The sequence below is a fragment of the Azospirillum sp. BE72 genome, assembly GCF_031455875.1.
Taxonomy (GTDB): domain Bacteria; phylum Pseudomonadota; class Alphaproteobacteria; order Azospirillales; family Azospirillaceae; genus Azospirillum.
Window position 1 is genome coordinate 280858 of the sequence record NZ_JAVDTO010000002.1, and the last position, 15932, is coordinate 296789.

General features: G+C 68.1%; 12 protein-coding genes. 9 read left to right on the plus strand and 3 right to left on the minus strand.

Going from position 1 to position 15932, the window contains the following annotated elements:
• Positions 1 to 40: 40 nt before the first annotated feature.
• A complete protein-coding gene (locus J2Y49_RS07485; protein WP_310113725.1) occupies positions 41 to 1591 on the minus strand; it encodes a Ppx/GppA family phosphatase in 1551 nt (516 codons plus the stop codon).
• A 23-nt stretch (positions 1592 to 1614) separates the two neighbouring features.
• Positions 1615 to 3762, minus strand: a complete 2148-nt coding sequence (locus J2Y49_RS07490; RefSeq protein ID WP_310113727.1) for an RNA degradosome polyphosphate kinase — start codon at positions 3760 to 3762, stop codon at positions 1615 to 1617.
• Positions 3763 to 3952: 190 nt separating this feature from the next.
• Between J2Y49_RS07490 and J2Y49_RS07495 the strand changes: the two genes are divergently transcribed.
• The 5 genes from J2Y49_RS07495 (at position 3953) to trmFO (ending at position 11020) form a co-directional block, all read left to right on the plus strand.
• Positions 3953 to 4471, plus strand: coding sequence for a histidine phosphatase family protein (locus J2Y49_RS07495; RefSeq protein ID WP_310113729.1), 519 nt, complete (start codon positions 3953 to 3955; stop codon positions 4469 to 4471).
• Positions 4472 to 4587: 116 nt separating this feature from the next.
• Positions 4588 to 6192 carry a CHAD domain-containing protein gene (locus J2Y49_RS07500; protein WP_310113731.1) on the plus strand — a complete coding sequence of 535 codons (1605 nt, stop codon included), beginning with the start codon at positions 4588 to 4590 and terminating at the stop codon, positions 6190 to 6192.
• Between the two features lie 169 nt (positions 6193 to 6361).
• Positions 6362 to 9229, plus strand: coding sequence for an excinuclease ABC subunit UvrA (uvrA, locus tag J2Y49_RS07505; protein WP_310113732.1), 2868 nt, complete (start codon positions 6362 to 6364; stop codon positions 9227 to 9229).
• Between the two features lie 63 nt (positions 9230 to 9292).
• Complete coding sequence (locus tag J2Y49_RS07510; RefSeq protein ID WP_063634422.1) at positions 9293 to 9487, plus strand: hypothetical protein; 195 nt, start codon at positions 9293 to 9295, stop codon at positions 9485 to 9487.
• 189 nt (positions 9488 to 9676) lie between these two features.
• Entirely contained in the window at positions 9677 to 11020 is a 1344-nt protein-coding gene (gene trmFO / locus J2Y49_RS07515; protein WP_310113737.1) for a methylenetetrahydrofolate--tRNA-(uracil(54)-C(5))-methyltransferase (FADH(2)-oxidizing) TrmFO, read from the plus strand.
• Positions 11021 to 11042: 22 nt separating this feature from the next.
• Here trmFO and J2Y49_RS07520 read toward each other — a convergent pair whose 3' ends face one another.
• Positions 11043 to 11897, minus strand: a complete 855-nt coding sequence (locus J2Y49_RS07520; RefSeq protein WP_310113738.1) for a phytoene/squalene synthase family protein — start codon at positions 11895 to 11897, stop codon at positions 11043 to 11045.
• Positions 11898 to 12020: 123 nt separating this feature from the next.
• Here J2Y49_RS07520 and J2Y49_RS07525 point away from each other — a divergent pair, with 123 nt between their 5' ends.
• The 4 genes from J2Y49_RS07525 (at position 12021) to J2Y49_RS07540 (ending at position 15870) form a co-directional block, all read left to right on the plus strand.
• Positions 12021 to 12893, plus strand: a complete 873-nt coding sequence (locus J2Y49_RS07525; RefSeq protein WP_310113739.1) for a squalene/phytoene synthase family protein — start codon at positions 12021 to 12023, stop codon at positions 12891 to 12893.
• 70 nt (positions 12894 to 12963) lie between these two features.
• The gene (hpnD, locus tag J2Y49_RS07530) at positions 12964 to 13887 is read left to right on the plus strand and encodes a presqualene diphosphate synthase HpnD (protein WP_310113742.1); all 924 of its coding nucleotides are present in this window, start codon (positions 12964 to 12966) and stop codon (positions 13885 to 13887) included.
• On the plus strand, positions 13888 to 15270 hold the full coding sequence (hpnE, locus tag J2Y49_RS07535) for a hydroxysqualene dehydroxylase HpnE (RefSeq protein ID WP_310113743.1): 1383 nt from the start codon (positions 13888 to 13890) through the stop codon (positions 15268 to 15270).
• Positions 15271 to 15276: 6 nt separating this feature from the next.
• The gene (locus J2Y49_RS07540) at positions 15277 to 15870 is read left to right on the plus strand and encodes a superoxide dismutase (protein WP_014247715.1); all 594 of its coding nucleotides are present in this window, start codon (positions 15277 to 15279) and stop codon (positions 15868 to 15870) included.
• Positions 15871 to 15932: the final 62 nt, after the last annotated feature.

Here is a 15932-nt window from a genome sequence, read left to right on the forward strand (position 1 = left end):
TCGACCGGCGGGTGGCCCGACTGGTCCTACTCAACAGGCCCTACTCCGCCGCTTGGGGCCGCAGCGGCTGCACCACATCGCCTTTCACGTTCATCGCCTTGGCGAGCGCGTCGATGCGGCGCTGAACCGCTTCGCCGGACGGCACGCTGCCGTCGTCGGGAAGGGTCAGCACGATGCGCCCGTCGCCCACCTTCAGGCTGGTCCGCTCCAGCAGCGCCGTGGCGCCGCCCGACAGCGTGTGGGCGAGGCGGAGCGCGAGGCCCAGCACCAGCGCCTTCATCCCCTGCCCTTCCGTCACCAGGGTCCGAACCGGCGCCGTCAGCGGCACGTCGATGGTGCCCGAATAGCGGGCATGGGCGGCGAGCGCCAGGAAGGCGCGCTCGTCATGGTCCAGTGCCGGGAACGGGTAGCGCAGAACGCGCAGGAAGGCGTGCTCGGCCCGGTAATCTGGATGGTCGGCCCAGCCGACATCGCTCAGCAGGCAGGCGGCGTGGCGCAGGCGGATGGCGTTGTCGTCCTCGCCGGCAAACAGCCCGGCGGTCCAGGACATCAGCAGCGCCGGGTCGCCCATCCGCACGAAGCGCCGCGCCCAGTCGGCGGCCGAGGCCATCAGCGGGTCCTCGCGCTGGCCTTCCGGCGACAGCAGCGAATAGAGGTGGCCTTCCCGCAGACCGTAGGCGGAAAACACCAGCTTCGACGGCTGGGCAATGCGCAGCAGTCGCTCCAGCACCAGCCCGGCGAAGGGCAGCGTGTCGAGCCGGCGGCGCGAGCCCGCCATCTTTTCCAGCGACGAGCGGCTCTGCCGGCCGATCAGCGCTGTAAACTCCCGCGCGTCGGCGGAGGGAATCGTATAGTGGTGGATGATGTGCAGCGGATGGCCGGACTGCTCCATATGCAGCTTGGCGATGGCGCGCCAGCTTCCGCCGACCGGGTAGAAGGGCCGGCCCTTCATCGCCGACAGCCAGGGCAGCGATTCCAGATGCTGGTCGATCAGCTTGGCCGGCCCGCCCTTGGAAGAGCCGACCTCCATCAGCCGCAAAGGTCCGAGCGGCAGCGTCACCTGCTTGCCGATCACGCCGCGGTCGAGCGTCACCAGCTCCAGGCTTCCGCCGCCGAGGTCGCCGACGAGGCCGTCGGCGCCGGGGGTGCCGGACAGCACGCCCATGGCGGACAGCCGCGCTTCCTCCTCCCCGCTGATGACGCGGACGGTCAGGCCGGCGCGGCGGCGGATGGCGTCGACGAAGGCGGCGCCGTCGCGGGCGTCGCGCATTGCGGCAGTGGCGATCACATCCAGCCGCCCGACGCGCATGCCCTGGGCCAGCGTGGCGAAGCGTTCCAGCGCGACAAGCCCCTGTGCGACGCCGTCGGGATTCAGCAGGCCCGACTTCTCCACGCCACGGCCGAGGCCGCACAGCACCTTCTCGTTGAACAGGGCCAGCGGCGAGCGGGTCACCCCGTCATAGACGACGAGCCGGATCGAGTTGGACCCGATGTCGATCACGCCGACGCGCTCTGCCGCACCACCGGCCGACGCATTCCAGATGGCGGAAACGTCCCCCGGAGTGGCGGCCGCGCGATTGTCCTTGCTCATACTCAGACTCCCGTCACCCGTCCTCAGGACACCGCGTGCAGCATGAGCCGCGGCGGCGTGCGCTTGCTGCTGAGCGCGCTGCCCCGGCCCGACAGGCTGGGGTTGGTCATGAAATAATTATGGGCGCTGAACGCGTCAGGGCCAGCTTTGATCCGATGGTACACGCCATCGGGGCCAAGCTTCCAGGTGCTTGCATCGTCCTTCATGTTGGCAACCATGATCTGGTCGAGCACCTGTTCGTGCACCGTCGGGTTTTCGATGGGCACCAGGGTTTCGATGCGGCGGTCCAGGTTGCGGGTCATCCAGTCGGCCGATGAGATGAAGATCTTGGCTTGGTTGCTGGGCATGGGATGGCCGTTGCCGAAGCAGATGACGCGGCCATGCTCCAGGAAGCGGCCGACGATGCTGCGCACCCGGATGTTCTCCGACAACCCCTTCACCCCCGGCCGCAGGCAGCAGATGCCGCGGATGATCATGTCGATCTGCACCCCGGCTTGGGAAGCCTTGTACAGCTTGTCGATGATGACCGGATCGACCAGGGAGTTCAGCTTCACCCAGATCGAGGCCGGACGGCCGGCGGCGGCATGGGCGATCTCCCCCTCGATCAGGTCGGACAGGCGCTGGCGCAGGGTGATCGGCGCGATGGCGATCTTTTCCAGAACCTTGGGCGTGGCGTAGCCGGTCATGAAGTTGAACATGACGGCGGCGTCGTGGCACAGCGCCGGGTCACAGGTGAAGAAGGACAGGTCGGTGTAGACCTTCGCGGTGATCGGGTGATAGTTGCCGGTCCCGAAATGGACATAGCTGCGCAGCGCCTTCTTCTCGCGCCGCACCACCAGCGATACCTTGGCGTGCGTCTTCAGATCGACGAAGCCGTAGACCACCTGGGCGCCGGCGCGTTCGAGGTCGCGCGCCCAGCGGATGTTGGCCTCCTCGTCGAAGCGGGCCTTCAGTTCCACCAGCGCGGTCACCGACTTGCCGGCCTCCGCCGCCTCGATCAGGGCCGCGACGATCGGGCTGTCCTTGCTGGTGCGGTAGAGCGTCTGCTTGATCGCCACCACCTGGGGGTCGCGCGCCGCCTGCCGGATGAACTGCACCACCACATCGAAGGATTCGTAGGGGTGGTGAACGACGATGTCCTTGTGGCGGATCGCCGCGAAGCAATCGCCGCCGAAATCGCGAATCCGCTCGGGGAAGCGGGCGTTGAAGGGACGGAAGACCAGGTCCGGCCGCTCGTCCACGATCAGCAGCTTGGTATCGGTCAGGCCGATCAGCCCGTCCAGGATGAAGACGTCGTCCGACGCCACGTTCAGTTCATGGCGCAGGAATTCGCGCAGATCGGCCGCCATGCCGCTGTCGGTCGCCAGCCGGATGACGCTGCCGCGGCGGCGGCGCTTCAGCGCGCTTTCGAAAGTGCGGACCAGATCCTCCGCCTCTTCCTCGATCTCGATCTCGCTGTCGCGCAGGACGCGGAAGACACCGTGCGCCTTGACCTGGAACGGAGGGAACAGGCGGTCGATGAACTGCATCACCACCTTTTCCAACTGGATGAAGCGGATGTCCGATCCCGGCAGGCGCATGAACCGCTCCAGCTGCGTGGGCAGCGGCACCAGCGCGTCGATGTGCCGGCCCTTGACCGGATCGTGCAGCTGCAGCGCCAGCGAAAAGCCCAGGTTCGGCAGGAACGGGAAGGGATGGGCCGGATCGACTGCGATGGGCGTCAGGATCGGGAAGATGTCATCGAGGAACTTGGCCTCCAGCCAATCCAGCTCGCCTTCGCTGAGGTCGGCGGGATCGACGACGGAAATTCCGGCCTCGCGCAGCTCGCCCTTCAGAGTGCGCCACATCGTCTGCTGGCTGTCCATCAGCGCGGCGATGCGCTGCTTAACCGCCGACAGCTGCTGGGCAGGCGTGAGATTCTCCGGGCTGGGCGCCTTGACCCCGGCGGCCACCTGCCCTTTCAGGCCGGCGACGCGGACCATGTAGAATTCGTCGAGGTTGCTGGCGGAAATCGACAGGAAGCGCAGCCGCTCCAGAAGGGGATGGTTCGGATTGGCGGCCTCGTCCAGGACGCGCTGGTTGAAGGCCAGCCACGACAGCTCCCGATTGATGAAGCGTTCCGGAGCGTTGGGCTCGATGCCGACCGACTCGAGTTCCTGGAGATGCGTCACGTCAACCTCTGAAATCTTGGGACCCCGTCTGCCCCGGGCCGCGGTGCGGCGCCCTGGGCAACCGTTACATGGTGGGCAGACAGAGTATCCCATATGCGTTACGGTTTCAGGACTCCCATTTGGCGATGTACCAAGCCATCTCCCACCCCTCCCCCGCCTTACGGCCAGTCCAATACGACCGAATCCCGCCATGAAGACGCTGTTCCTGCTGCGCCACGCCAAATCCTCCTGGGACGATCCGTCGCTGGGCGACCACGACCGTCCCCTGAACGCCCGCGGGGAGAAGGCGGCGTCGCTGGTCGGGGGATATCTCGCCAAGCATCATGCCCACATCGACCTGGTCCTGTGCTCGACCGCGGTCCGGGCGGTGGAAACGCGCAAGCGGGTGATGACGGCGATGGGCGCACCCTACCCGCCGGTCGAGCATGAACGCGGTCTGTATCTGTGCGGCGCCCGCACGTTGCTGGAGCGGCTGCGCGACGTACCGGACAAGGCGACGGGCGTGATGCTGGTGGCCCACAATCCGGATCTGCACGAGTTGGCGAACGCACTGACCGGCAGCGGCGACCATCACCTGCGCCATGATCTGGCCGACAAGTTTCCGACCGGCGCCTGCGCCGTCCTGGTCTTCGAGACCCTGCATTGGGCGGACCTGGAGCTTGGCGCCGGCCGGCTGGCGGATTTTGTGCAACCGCGTAAACTCTCTTAACCTGCGACGGCGGTTGGAGTATCCACGGATCCACCTGTTCAATTCCAGGCCGCTTCGGCCACCGGGCCATTTTGGCCGTCAGGCCATTTCGGCCGGATTCGGGAGGACGCCGACCCTTGCCACCCGCCATTCCGCCTGCCAATCCGTCCGCCGCCCCCGATGCGCAAGCCCCCGCCCCCGCCTTCCGCGAGGTGGAGCTGAAACTCCATGCGGCCTCGGCGGATCTGGCGCGGGTCGCCTCGCTGCCGGCTCTTCTGGCGCTGGCCGATGGGCCGGGGACGACACAGCGCCTGCGCACCGCCTATTTCGACACGCCGGACCTGAAGCTGGCCGCCAACGGCGTGGCGCTGCGCGTGCGGCAGGAGGGTGACCGCTTCGTCCAGACGCTGAAGACGGTCAACAGCGCCAGCCCCGGCGATTCCGCTGCGGTCGCGGTGCGGCGGGAGTGGGACTGGACCGTCGCGGGCGAGGCGGTGGACCGCGGCGTGCTGACCGACCCCGGCGTCGCCGGTCTGGTGCCGGCGGCGGCTCTCGACGATCTGGACTGCCTGTTCATCACCGATTTCCGCCGCACCACCCTGCTGCTCCGTCCCGATCCGCTGACGGCGGTGGAGATGGCGGTCGATGACGGGCGGGTCTATGCCGGCGGCAACTCGCTGCCGATCAGCGAGGTGGAGCTGGAGCTGAAGGCCGGAAAGGTCGCCAGCCTGTTCGATCTGGCGCTGACCCTGCAGGCCGCCATCCCCATGCGCATCGGCACCGAGAGCAAGGCTGAGGCCGGGCTTCGGCTGGTCACCGGCAAGGCGCCCGGCCCGGTGGAGGCCGAACCGCTGGGCCTGTCCCCTCTGACCACGGTTGCCGAGGCCTATCGCCACATCCTGCGTCAGGCGCTGCGCCAATTCCTCGCCAACGAGGCCTGCGCGCTCGGCGGCAGCGATGTGGAGGGGCTGCACCGCATGCGCATCGCTCTGCGCCGGCTGCGCATCGCCCACCGGCTCTTCGCGCCGCTGATCGCCTCCCCCGAAGCCGACCGGCTGGTGGAGGAGAGCCGGGCGCTGGCGAAACGGCTTGGGCCGGCACGGGGCTGGGACGTGCTGATGTCCGGCGTCATCGACCCGCTGCTCGCCGCTCCCACTGCGCTGACGGGCTTCGACCGCGCGGCGCTGGATCGGCTGGCCGTCCTTGCCCGCTCCGCCGGGGCCGGTCCGGCGCGGGAGGCGATGGCGGCGATCCTGGCGCCCGGCTGCACCACCATGGTCCTGGGACTGGGGGCATGGCTGGAACATGGCCGCTGGATGTCGGAGGCCGAGGGCGACCGCCGCGCCATGTTGTCGGCGCCGGTCGCCACGCTGGCCGGCGGCTGGCTTTCCGCCCGCATGGCGAAGCTCGGCAAAGCGGCAAAGCCGCCGGAGGATGCCAAGGGCCGCGACAAGCTGCGCCGCCGGCTGCGCAGCCTGCGCTATACCGCCGATTTCTTCCGCGGCCTTTATCCGGAGGCCGCCGCCCTGCCCTTCTTCGCGGCGCTGGAGCCGCTGCAGGCGGCGCTGGATGCCGAACAGGACGCCGTCACCGGCGCCCGCATGCTGGGCGAACTGAAGGGGGCGGACCCGAAGACCGCCGCCGCGGTCGCCGCCTGGATCGAGCGCCAGTCGGACAAGCGGCGCAAGGCGCTGCCCGAACTGTGGAAGCGCTTCCGCGCGGTGCCGCCCTTCTGGTCATGACCGACCCGCGCAGGGCGCCGGTGGCAATGCGAGCCTGAGCGCATATATCGTCAGCCGGCCGGCGTCCGGCGGTCCCGCAAGAGACTCAGCGGGGCGGTCCGATTTTCGTCATGCGGCGCGGCTGCTTGCCACTTTCCATCCGGATGGGCTTCGGGTAAAAGAACACTCCATGAACAAATACATCAGCGTCCGCGGCGCGCGGGAACATAACCTGAAGAACGTCGATGTGGATCTGCCGCGCGACGAGCTGATCGTCATCACCGGCCTGTCGGGATCGGGCAAGTCCTCGCTCGCCTTCGATACGATCTATGCCGAGGGGCAGCGGCGCTACGTGGAAAGCCTGTCGGCCTACGCGCGCCAGTTCCTCGAACTGATGCAGAAGCCGGACGTCGATTCGATCGAGGGCCTGTCGCCGGCCATCTCCATCGAACAGAAGACGACCTCGAAGAATCCGCGTTCCACCGTCGGCACGGTGACGGAGATCTACGACTACATGCGCCTGTTGTGGGCGCGGGTCGGCATCCCCTATTCGCCGGCCACCGGCCTGCCCATCGAGAGCCAGACGGTCAGCCAGATGGTCGACCGGATCATGGCGATGCCGGAGGGCACGCGCCTGCTTCTCCTGGCGCCCTTCGTGCGCGGCCGCAAGGGCGAGTACAAGAAGGAAATCCAGGACCTGCGCAAGCGTGGCTTCCAGCGCGTGCGGGTCGACGGCACCATGTACGAGATCGACGAGGTGCCGACGCTCAACAAGAAGCTGAAGCACGACATCGAGGTGGTGGTCGACCGCATCGTGGTGCGCGAGGGGCTGGGCAACCGTCTGGCCGATTCGCTGGAAACCGCGCTGGGGCTGGCCGACGGCATCGTTTGGGTCGAAAATGCCGAGACCAACGAGCTTACCGTCTTCTCGCAGAAATTCGCCTGCCCGGTCAGCGGCTTCACCATTCCGGAGATCGAGCCGCGGCTGTTCTCCTTCAACAACCCGTTCGGCGCCTGCCCGGCCTGCGACGGCTTGGGCAGCAAGATCTATTTCGATCCGATGCTGGTGGTGCCGGACGAGCGGCTGTCGCTGGCCAAGGGCGCCATCGCGCCGTGGGCGGGCTCGACCTCCAAATACTACGACCAGACGCTGGAGAGCATCTGCGAGCATTTCGGCGCGTCGATGACCACCCCCTGGCAGGATTTGCCGGAGAAGGTGCGCCAGACCATCCTGTTCGGCTCCGACGGGTCGCCGATCACCATGACCTATGACGACGGGCTGCGGCGCTACGAGACCAACAAGGCGTTCGAGGGCATCGTCAACAACCTGGAACGGCGTTTCCGCGAGACGGACAGCGCCTGGACCCGCGACGAGCTGTCCAAGTACCAGTCCTCCCAGCCCTGCGAGGTCTGCAAGGGCGCCCGCCTGAAGCCGGAAGCGTTGGCGGTCAAGATCCGCGGCCGCAACATCTCCGAGGCGGCGGAACTGTCCATCGCCGGCGCCGGCGCGTGGTTCAGCGAGCTGAACGAGCATCTGCGCCCGAAGGACCGGGAGATCGCCTACCGCATCCTGAAGGAGATCAACGAGCGGCTTGGATTCCTCAACGCCGTCGGCCTTGAGTATCTGACACTCAGCCGCGGGTCCGGCACCCTGTCCGGCGGCGAGAGCCAGCGGATCCGTCTGGCCTCGCAGATCGGCTCCGGCCTGACCGGCGTGCTCTATGTGCTGGACGAGCCGTCCATCGGCCTGCACCAGCGCGACAACGACCGGCTGCTGGAAACGCTGAAGCGCCTGCGCGACATCGGCAACACCGTCATCGTCGTCGAGCATGACGAGGACGCCATCCGCAGCGCCGACTATCTGGTCGACATGGGCCCCGGCGCCGGCCAGCATGGCGGCACCGTCATCGCCCAGGGCCGGCCGGAGGAAGTTCAGAAGAACCCCGACAGCATCACCGCCCAGTACCTGAACGGCACCCGCTTTGTCCCGGTCCCCGACACCCGCCGGCCCGGCCATCCCGGCCAGTTCCTTGAGGTGCAGGGCGCCCGCGCCAACAACCTGCAGAACGTCTCGACGAAGATTCCGCTCGGCACCTTCACCTGCGTGACCGGCGTGTCGGGCGGCGGCAAGTCGACGCTGATCATCGAGACGCTATACAAGGCGGTGGCGCGCAAGCTGATGGGGGCGCGCGAGCATCCGGCCGACCATGACGCGGTGCTGGGGCTGGAGCATCTGGACAAGGTCATCGACATCGACCAGTCGCCGATCGGCCGCACCCCGCGCTCCAACCCCGCCACCTACACCGGTGCCTTCACCCCGATCCGCGACTGGTTCGCCGGCCTGCCGGAATCGAAGGCGCGCGGCTACGGTCCCGGCCGCTTCTCCTTCAACGTCAAGGGCGGGCGCTGCGAGGCCTGCCAGGGCGACGGCGTCATCAAGATCGAGATGCACTTCCTGCCGGACGTCTACGTCACCTGCGACGTCTGCCACGGCAAGCGCTACAACCGCGAGACGCTGGAAGTTACCTACCGCGACAAGACCATCGCCGACGTGCTCGACATGACGGTCGAGGAGGGCAAGGAGTTCTTCAAGGCGGTCCCCGGCATCCGCGACAAGATGGATACGCTGGAACGGGTGGGCCTCGGCTACATCCACATCGGGCAGGCGGCGACCACCCTGTCGGGCGGCGAGGCGCAGCGCGTCAAGCTGTCGAAGGAGTTGAGCCGCCGCGCCACCGGACGCACGCTGTACATCCTGGACGAGCCGACGACCGGCCTGCATTTCGCCGACGTCGAAAAGCTGATGGAGGTGCTGCATGCGCTGGTCGACCAGGGCAACACGGTGCTGGTGATCGAACACAATCTGGAGGTCATCAAGACCGCCGACTGGATCATCGACCTGGGGCCGGAGGGCGGCACCGGCGGCGGCGAGATCGTCGCCGAAGGCACGCCGGAGGATGTCGCGAAGGTGGAGCGCAGCTACACCGGCCGTTACCTCGCCCCCTACCTGAAGGCGAAGCCGGCGGTGCGGAAATCGGCAACCCGAAAGAGGGCGTGAACAAACGCAAGCTGCACCGTGTTCTCCACTGCAGAGTTCGCACTGCATGGGAGAACACGGCGCATGAAGACGATTCTGACCGGTGTGGGCACCGCCCTGGGAGCCGCGCTGCTGCTGGCCGCCTGCGGCTCCGACGGTTCCACCACCAGCACGACGACCACCACGACCACCACGCCGAGCTACGGTTCGACCACCGTGACCCCGGCCCCATCCGGCGCCACCACCATCGAACGCAGCACGACGACCAAGAGCGAGTGAGCCTCCGCTCGACGTAACGGTTCTTGCTAGATGTTCTGATTGACTCCTGATCGACTTGCGGCCGGCCTTCCTTGCGGGGGCCGGCCGATCTGTGTTGGCATGCCGCCGTTTGAGGACTGTCGTTTTGGGAGCAGACCGCCTAGATTGCGTGCGAATAATCCGCAGTCTTTTGTCTGGAATATCGTCTCAATGACCGACACCCTTCGCCCCGTCCACGTCATCGGCGGCGGTCTCGCCGGATCGGAAGCCGCCTGGCAGCTCGCCTCGCGCGGCGTGCCCGTCGTGCTGCACGAGATGCGCCCGGTCCGCAAGACCGAGGCCCACGATACCGACAAGCTGGCGGAGCTGGTCTGCTCCAACTCCTTCCGGTCGGACGATGCCGAATACAACGCGGTGGGGCTGCTGCATGAGGAGATGCGGCGCTGCGGCTCGCTGATCCTGCGCTGCGCCGACGCGCACAAGGTGCCTGCCGGCGGCGCACTCGCCATGGACCGCGACGGCTTCGCCGATGCGGTGACGGAGGCCATCGGCTCTCACCCCCTCATCACCCTCCAGCGCGAGGAGGTCGCCGGCCTGCCGCCGGAGGAGTGGGACAGCGTCATCGTCGCCACCGGCCCCCTCACCTCCCCTGCCCTGGCTGAGGCCGTGCGCGACCACACCGGCGAGGAATCGCTGGCCTTCTTCGACGCCATCGCCCCCATCGTCTATCTGGAGAGCATCGACCTGTCCAAGGCGTGGTTCCAGTCGCGCTACGACAAGCCCGGCCCCGGCGGCACCGGCAAGGACTACATCAACTGCGCCTTCGAGAAGGACGAGTACCGCGCCTTCATCGCTGCCCTGATCGAGGGCGAGAAGCTCGACTTCAAGGAGTGGGAGAAGAACACCCCCTACTTCGAAGGCTGCCTGCCGATCGAGGTGATGGCGGAGCGCGGTGTCGACACCCTGCGCTACGGCCCGATGAAGCCGGTCGGCCTGACCAACCCGCACAAGCCGGAACGCCGCCCCTATGCCGTGGTCCAGCTGCGCCAGGACAATGCGCTGGGCACGCTCTACAACCTCGTCGGTTTCCAGACCAAGCTGCGCCATGCCGAACAGGCGCGCATCTTCCGCATGATCCCCGGCCTGGAGAATGCCGAGTTCGCCCGGCTGGGCGGCATGCACCGCAACACCTTCCTCAACAGCCCGCGCCTGCTCGACGACGCCCTGCGGCTGAAGTCGCTGCCCCGCCTGCGCTTCGCCGGGCAGGTCACGGGCTGCGAGGGCTATGTGGAGAGCGCGGCCGTCGGCCTGCTCGCCGGCCGCTTCGCGGCGGCGGAACGTCTGGGCCAGGAGATCACGAATCCGCCGGTCACCACGGCGCTCGGCGCCATCCTCGGCCACATCACCGGCGGGGCGGAGGCCGAGACCTACCAGCCGATGAACGTCAATTTCGGCCTGTTCCCGCCGGTGGACGACAAGATCCGCGGCCGTGACCGCAAGTTGGCCTACACCCGCCGGGCGCTGGCCGACCTCGACGGCTGGCTGAACGGTTAACCGTCTGGACGGAGCGCGGGCGTCAATACCGCCCGCGCATCGCCGCCCAGCCCAGCCGCAACTGCCTGAACGGGTTGGGCAGCAGCACGCGCGGGGCGAACACGTCATTGCCTTCCCGCGCGATAACGCCCAGATGCAGGTCGGCCAGCGTGGCCGGCAGCAGCGCCGGCACCGCCGCCTTCGGCACGTCCCGGCGCAGAGCGCGCGCCTCGGCCAGATGCTGGCGCGCCACGTCGGCGATCTCGCCCACCACCGACCGCAGTTCCGCTGTGGAGCGGCCGGCGAACAGATCCTCGCTCTTGGCGCCATGGCGCTGCATCAGGTCTTCCGGCAGGCGCTGGCGGTGCTGGCGGGCCAGGAATGGGGCAGCGCGCAGGATGCCGGCGAGGGCATAGGCGATGCCGACATGGCGCCCGGCCGCCCTTGCCGCCTCGTCCCGCACGCCCAGGATCTCCAGCGCCAGTTGGACCAGCGGCGCCCCCGTCACCTCGGCATAGTTGACAAGGCAGGTCAGGTCGGCCGGCGGCGCGTCGTCCAGGTCGGCCTCCCGCGCGTCGATCAGCCGGTCGAACAGGACACGGCTCAGCCCCAGCCCGCGCGCGGCCTCGGCCAGCGGGTCCATCACGCCATGCCGGGGTACGGGTCCTTCCTCATAGACGGCCTCGATGCCGTCGCGCCAGAATTGAAGCCTCATCTGGCCCAGGATCGGTTCGCTGACGACCTCGCGGGTCTTTGCGATCTCCAGGTTGAAGGCATAGAGTGCGAACATCGCCTCGCGCCTGTCGGCGGGAACGAACAGACCTGCCAGAAAGTGGTCGTTGTCATATTTCCGAACCTCCCGTCCGCAATAGGACAGGTCGGTCGCAGCCTTCACCATGGGATGCCTGATTGGAAAAAGAGGGGAGGATCGACGGAAGGACGGGCCAAAGCCTGTTGCCACGCCTATATGAAGCACACAAGGTCGCATCGCCAGCCCCGACGCGCAGCAGGCAGGGATCCCATGACGGATTTCAACATCGCCCCGACGAAGCCCCGCAAGACCGGCCCGGTCGCCCGCAAGGACGAGACCGGGGAGAATTTTCCGGTCGCCTCCCGCCTGATTCCGAAACATCTGCGCCCGCATGTGATCGCCTTCTACCGCTTCGTGCGGCTGGCCGACGACATCGCCGACGATCCCGATCTCGAACCGGAGACCAAGCTGGCCTATCTGGAGGCGCTTGAACGGGCGCTGACCTCCGGCCAGGCCAAGCACGCCTACCTGAAGCCGGCGACCGAGCTGCGCGAGAGCCTGCAGAAGACCGGCGTCAGCGACCGCCATGCCCGGCAGGTGCTGCGCGCCTTCCGCCGCGATGCGGTCGGCGCCCGCTGCCACAGCTGGAGCGACCTGCTGCTGTATTGCCGCTTCTCCGCCAACCCGGTCGGCCGCTATCTGCTGGAACTGCATGGCGAGGGGGTGGCGGCCGGCCCGGCCTCCGACGCGCTCTGCTCCGCATTGCAGGTGCTGAACCATCTGCAGGACGCGCGGGAGGACTGGACCCAGCTCGGCCGCTGCTACATCCCGCTGGTCTGGTTCGACGACGCCGGCATCAGCGTCGAGCGTCTGGTCGAGAGCGAGAGCGACGTCCGCATGCGCGCCATCTTCGATCAGGCGTTGGAGCATACCGACCGTTTGCTCGAACGCGCCGCGGCCCTCCCCGGCCTGATCCAGCACCGTGGCCTGCGGATGGAAGCTGCGGTGATCCTCAGCCTCGCCGAATCGCTGTCGCGGCGGCTGAAGTCGCGCGATCCGATGAAGGCGAAGGTCACGCTCGGCGCGCACCACAAGCTGGCGGCGGTGGCGCGGGGACTGGCGCGGAGCTTCTCCGCCGCATAAACTCCCGGGCCACACGTCACGACGTGCACCGCCAGGCACGTCACCACGTGCAATGCCCAGGATGCGACAGATGACCCCTCCGCCGCTGGAGACGGCCCCGCTGGAACCGATATCCACGACGTTGCCGGACAAAAAGACACCCGATACGGCCTCGGCCGTCACCGCCAAATCGGGCAGTACCTTCTACTGGCCGATGCGTCTGCTGCCCGCATCCAAGCGGGCGGCGATGTTCGCCATCTATGCCTTCTGCCGCCGCATCGACGATATCGCCGACGAACCGGGTGAGCCCGCCGCCAAGCGTGCGGCGCTCGACGTCTGGCGCCGGGACATCCGCGACCTGTATGTCGGCGGCGTCCCCAACGGTCCGCTCACCGCCGCGCTGAAGGGCGCCATCGAGCGCTACGGCCTGCCGAAGGCGGAGTTCGAGGCGCTGATCGACGGCATGGCCATGGATGTCGCAGGTGAGGAATTGGGCGGCATGCGCGCCCCCGACCTCGACACCCTGCGCCTCTATTGCCGCCGCGTCGCCGGTGCGGTCGGCATGCTGGCCATCCGTGTCTTCGACCGAGCCGATCCTTCCACCGAGCGATTCGCCTTGGCGCTGGGCGAAGCACTGCAACTGACCAACATTCTGCGCGATTTGGCCGAGGATGCCGAACTCGACCGGCTCTACCTGCCGCGCGAGCTTCTGCTGGCCGCCGGCATCACCAGCGACCGGCCGGATGAGGTGTTGGCGCACCCCGCCCTGCCGCAGGCCTGCGAGGCGCTGGCGGACCTCGCCGAGGCCCGCTTCGCCGAGGCCAGGGCGGCGATCGGCGGACAGGCGCGGGGCTCGCTGTGGGCGGCCACGGCGATGATGGTGCTGTATCACCGTCTGCTGCGCCGCCTGCGCGCGGCCGGCTGGCGCGATCTGAACGCCCGTGTCCGGGTCGGGCGGCGGGAAAGCGCCTGGGTGGCGGTGCGCTGCATGCTCGGCCTTCCGCCGGCCACCTGAATGACTGCCACCGTCCATGTGATCGGCGCCGGACTGGCCGGGCTCGCCGCCGCCGTCCGGCTGGTGGAGGCCGGCAGGCGGGTTGCGGTCTACGAGCAGGCTCCGCAAGCCGGCGGACGCTGCCGCAGCTTCCACGACGCCACGCTGGGCCGCTCCATCGACAATGGCAGCCATATGGTGCTCAGCGGCAATCGGGATCTCCTCGACTATGCCCGGCGCACCGGTGGTGCCGATGCCCTGGAGGAGGTCCGCCCCGCCGCCTTCCCCTTCCTGGACCTGCGCGACGGCGCCGCCTGGACGCTGCGGCCCGGCGGGCTGTGGCTGTTCGATCCGGCGCGGCGGGTACCGGGCAGCCGCCCCCTCGACTATCTCGCCGCCCTGCGTACCCTGACCGCCCGCGCGGATCACTCCGTCACCGACCGGCTGCGGCCCGATGGCCGGCTGTTCGAGCCGCTGTGGCGCCCGCTGGCGGTATCCGCCCTCAACGGCCCGGTGGAGCGCGTCTCCGCCCGCCTGTTCGGCGCGGTGTTGCGCGAGACGCTGCTGCGCGGCGAGGCGGCCTGCCGCCCCGTGCTGGCTCCGCGCGGCCTGTCCGCCGCTTTCGTCGATCCGGCGTTGGCCCGCCTGAATGCGGCCGGAGCGCCCGTGCATCTCGGCACGCGGGTGGAGGGACTGAGCTTCGACGGCGATCGTGTGACCGGCTTTTCGGCGGGCGGAAGCGCCGTGACGCTGGGGCCGGCGGACGAGGTGATCATCGCCGCCCCGGCCTGGGCGGCGGAACGGCTGGTGCCCGGCCTGACCGTGCCGCCGCCGGGTGCGGCCATCGTCAACCTGCACGTCCGGCTGGACGGCCCGGTGCGGCTGCCCGGCGGCCTGCCCTTCCTGGGGCTGGTCGGCGGGATGGCGGAATGGCTGTTCGCCCGCGACGACCTGCTGTCCGTCACCGTCAGCGACGCCGACACTCTGGCCGAACTCCCGGCCGAGGAGGTCGCCGCGACGCTTTGGGCGGAAATCGCACCGCAGCTTGGCGTGGACCAGCGACTCGGCCCCCCGATTCGCCCCTATCGGGTCGTTAAGGAGCGGCGGGCGACGCCCGACCAGTCGCCCGAATCGGTCGCACGCCGGCCGGGGCCGCGAACCCGCTGGCACAACCTGACGCTGGCCGGAGACTGGACGGAAACGGGACTTCCAGCCACGTTGGAGGCCGCCGTACGCTCGGGCAACCGGGCGGCGGAGGCCACTTTGGCGAACGGAAATAACCCCATACGACGATCGGGACTGTTTCCGGCCTTCACAAGCTTCCGTCATGGGCCTATTTGGTCGGACGGAGGTGCCGTGCTCGCAAGGCCCGGCCCGGAAGGACAATCAAAGAAGAGAGGGTGAATTAAAATGGCGTTCGAACTTCCGCCGCTTCCGTATGCGTACGATGCTCTGGCTCCGTACATCTCGTCGGAGACGCTGCACCTGCATCACGACAAGCACCACCAGACCTATGTCACCAACCTGAACAATCTGACCAAGGACACCCCGCTGGCCGACGCCAGCCTGGAGGAGGTCATCAAGGCTTCGGTCGGCGACGCTTCCAAGGTCGGCATCTTCAACAACGCCGCCCAGGTGTGGAACCACACCTTCTTCTGGCAGTGCCTGAAGAAGGACGGCGGCAAGATGCCGGCGGCCCTGGAGCAGCGCATCGTCGCCGACTTCGGCAGCGTCGAGAAGTTCAAGGAAGAGCTGACCCAGGCCGCCCTGACCCAGTTCGGTTCCGGCTGGGCCTGGCTGTACCTGGACGGCGACAAGCTGAAGATCGGCAAGACCGGCAACGCCGACACCCCGCTGGCGCACGGCCACAAGCCGCTGTTCACCATCGACGTGTGGGAGCATGCCTACTACGTCGACTTCCAGAACCGCCGCGCCGACTTCGTGAAGGCCGTCATCGACAACCTCGCCAACTGGGACTTCGCCGCCGAGCAGATGGCCGCGTGATCCTTCCCGTCGAGGCCCTTCCCGTCGAGGGTTGAAAACGCAAAGGCGCCCGCAAGGGCGCC

Excerpts from the sequence above, each read along its gene's own strand:
- J2Y49_RS07485 (WP_310113725.1), bottom strand. The coding sequence starts at position 1,591 with ATGAGCAAGGACAATCGCGCGGCCGCCACTCCGGGGGACGTTTCCGCC.
- J2Y49_RS07520 (WP_310113738.1), bottom strand. The coding sequence starts at position 11,897 with ATGGTGAAGGCTGCGACCGACCTGTCCTATTGCGGACGGGAGGTTCGG.
- J2Y49_RS07540 (WP_014247715.1), top strand. The coding sequence starts at position 15,277 with ATGGCGTTCGAACTTCCGCCGCTTCCGTATGCGTACGATGCTCTGGCT.
- uvrA (WP_310113732.1), top strand. The coding sequence starts at position 6,362 with ATGAACAAATACATCAGCGTCCGCGGCGCGCGGGAACATAACCTGAAG.
- trmFO (WP_310113737.1), top strand. The coding sequence starts at position 9,677 with ATGACCGACACCCTTCGCCCCGTCCACGTCATCGGCGGCGGTCTCGCC.
- J2Y49_RS07510 (WP_063634422.1), top strand. The coding sequence starts at position 9,293 with ATGAAGACGATTCTGACCGGTGTGGGCACCGCCCTGGGAGCCGCGCTG.
- hpnE (WP_310113743.1), top strand. The coding sequence starts at position 13,888 with ATGACTGCCACCGTCCATGTGATCGGCGCCGGACTGGCCGGGCTCGCC.
- hpnD (WP_310113742.1), top strand. The coding sequence starts at position 12,964 with ATGACCCCTCCGCCGCTGGAGACGGCCCCGCTGGAACCGATATCCACG.
- J2Y49_RS07525 (WP_310113739.1), top strand. The coding sequence starts at position 12,021 with ATGACGGATTTCAACATCGCCCCGACGAAGCCCCGCAAGACCGGCCCG.
- J2Y49_RS07495 (WP_310113729.1), top strand. The coding sequence starts at position 3,953 with ATGAAGACGCTGTTCCTGCTGCGCCACGCCAAATCCTCCTGGGACGAT.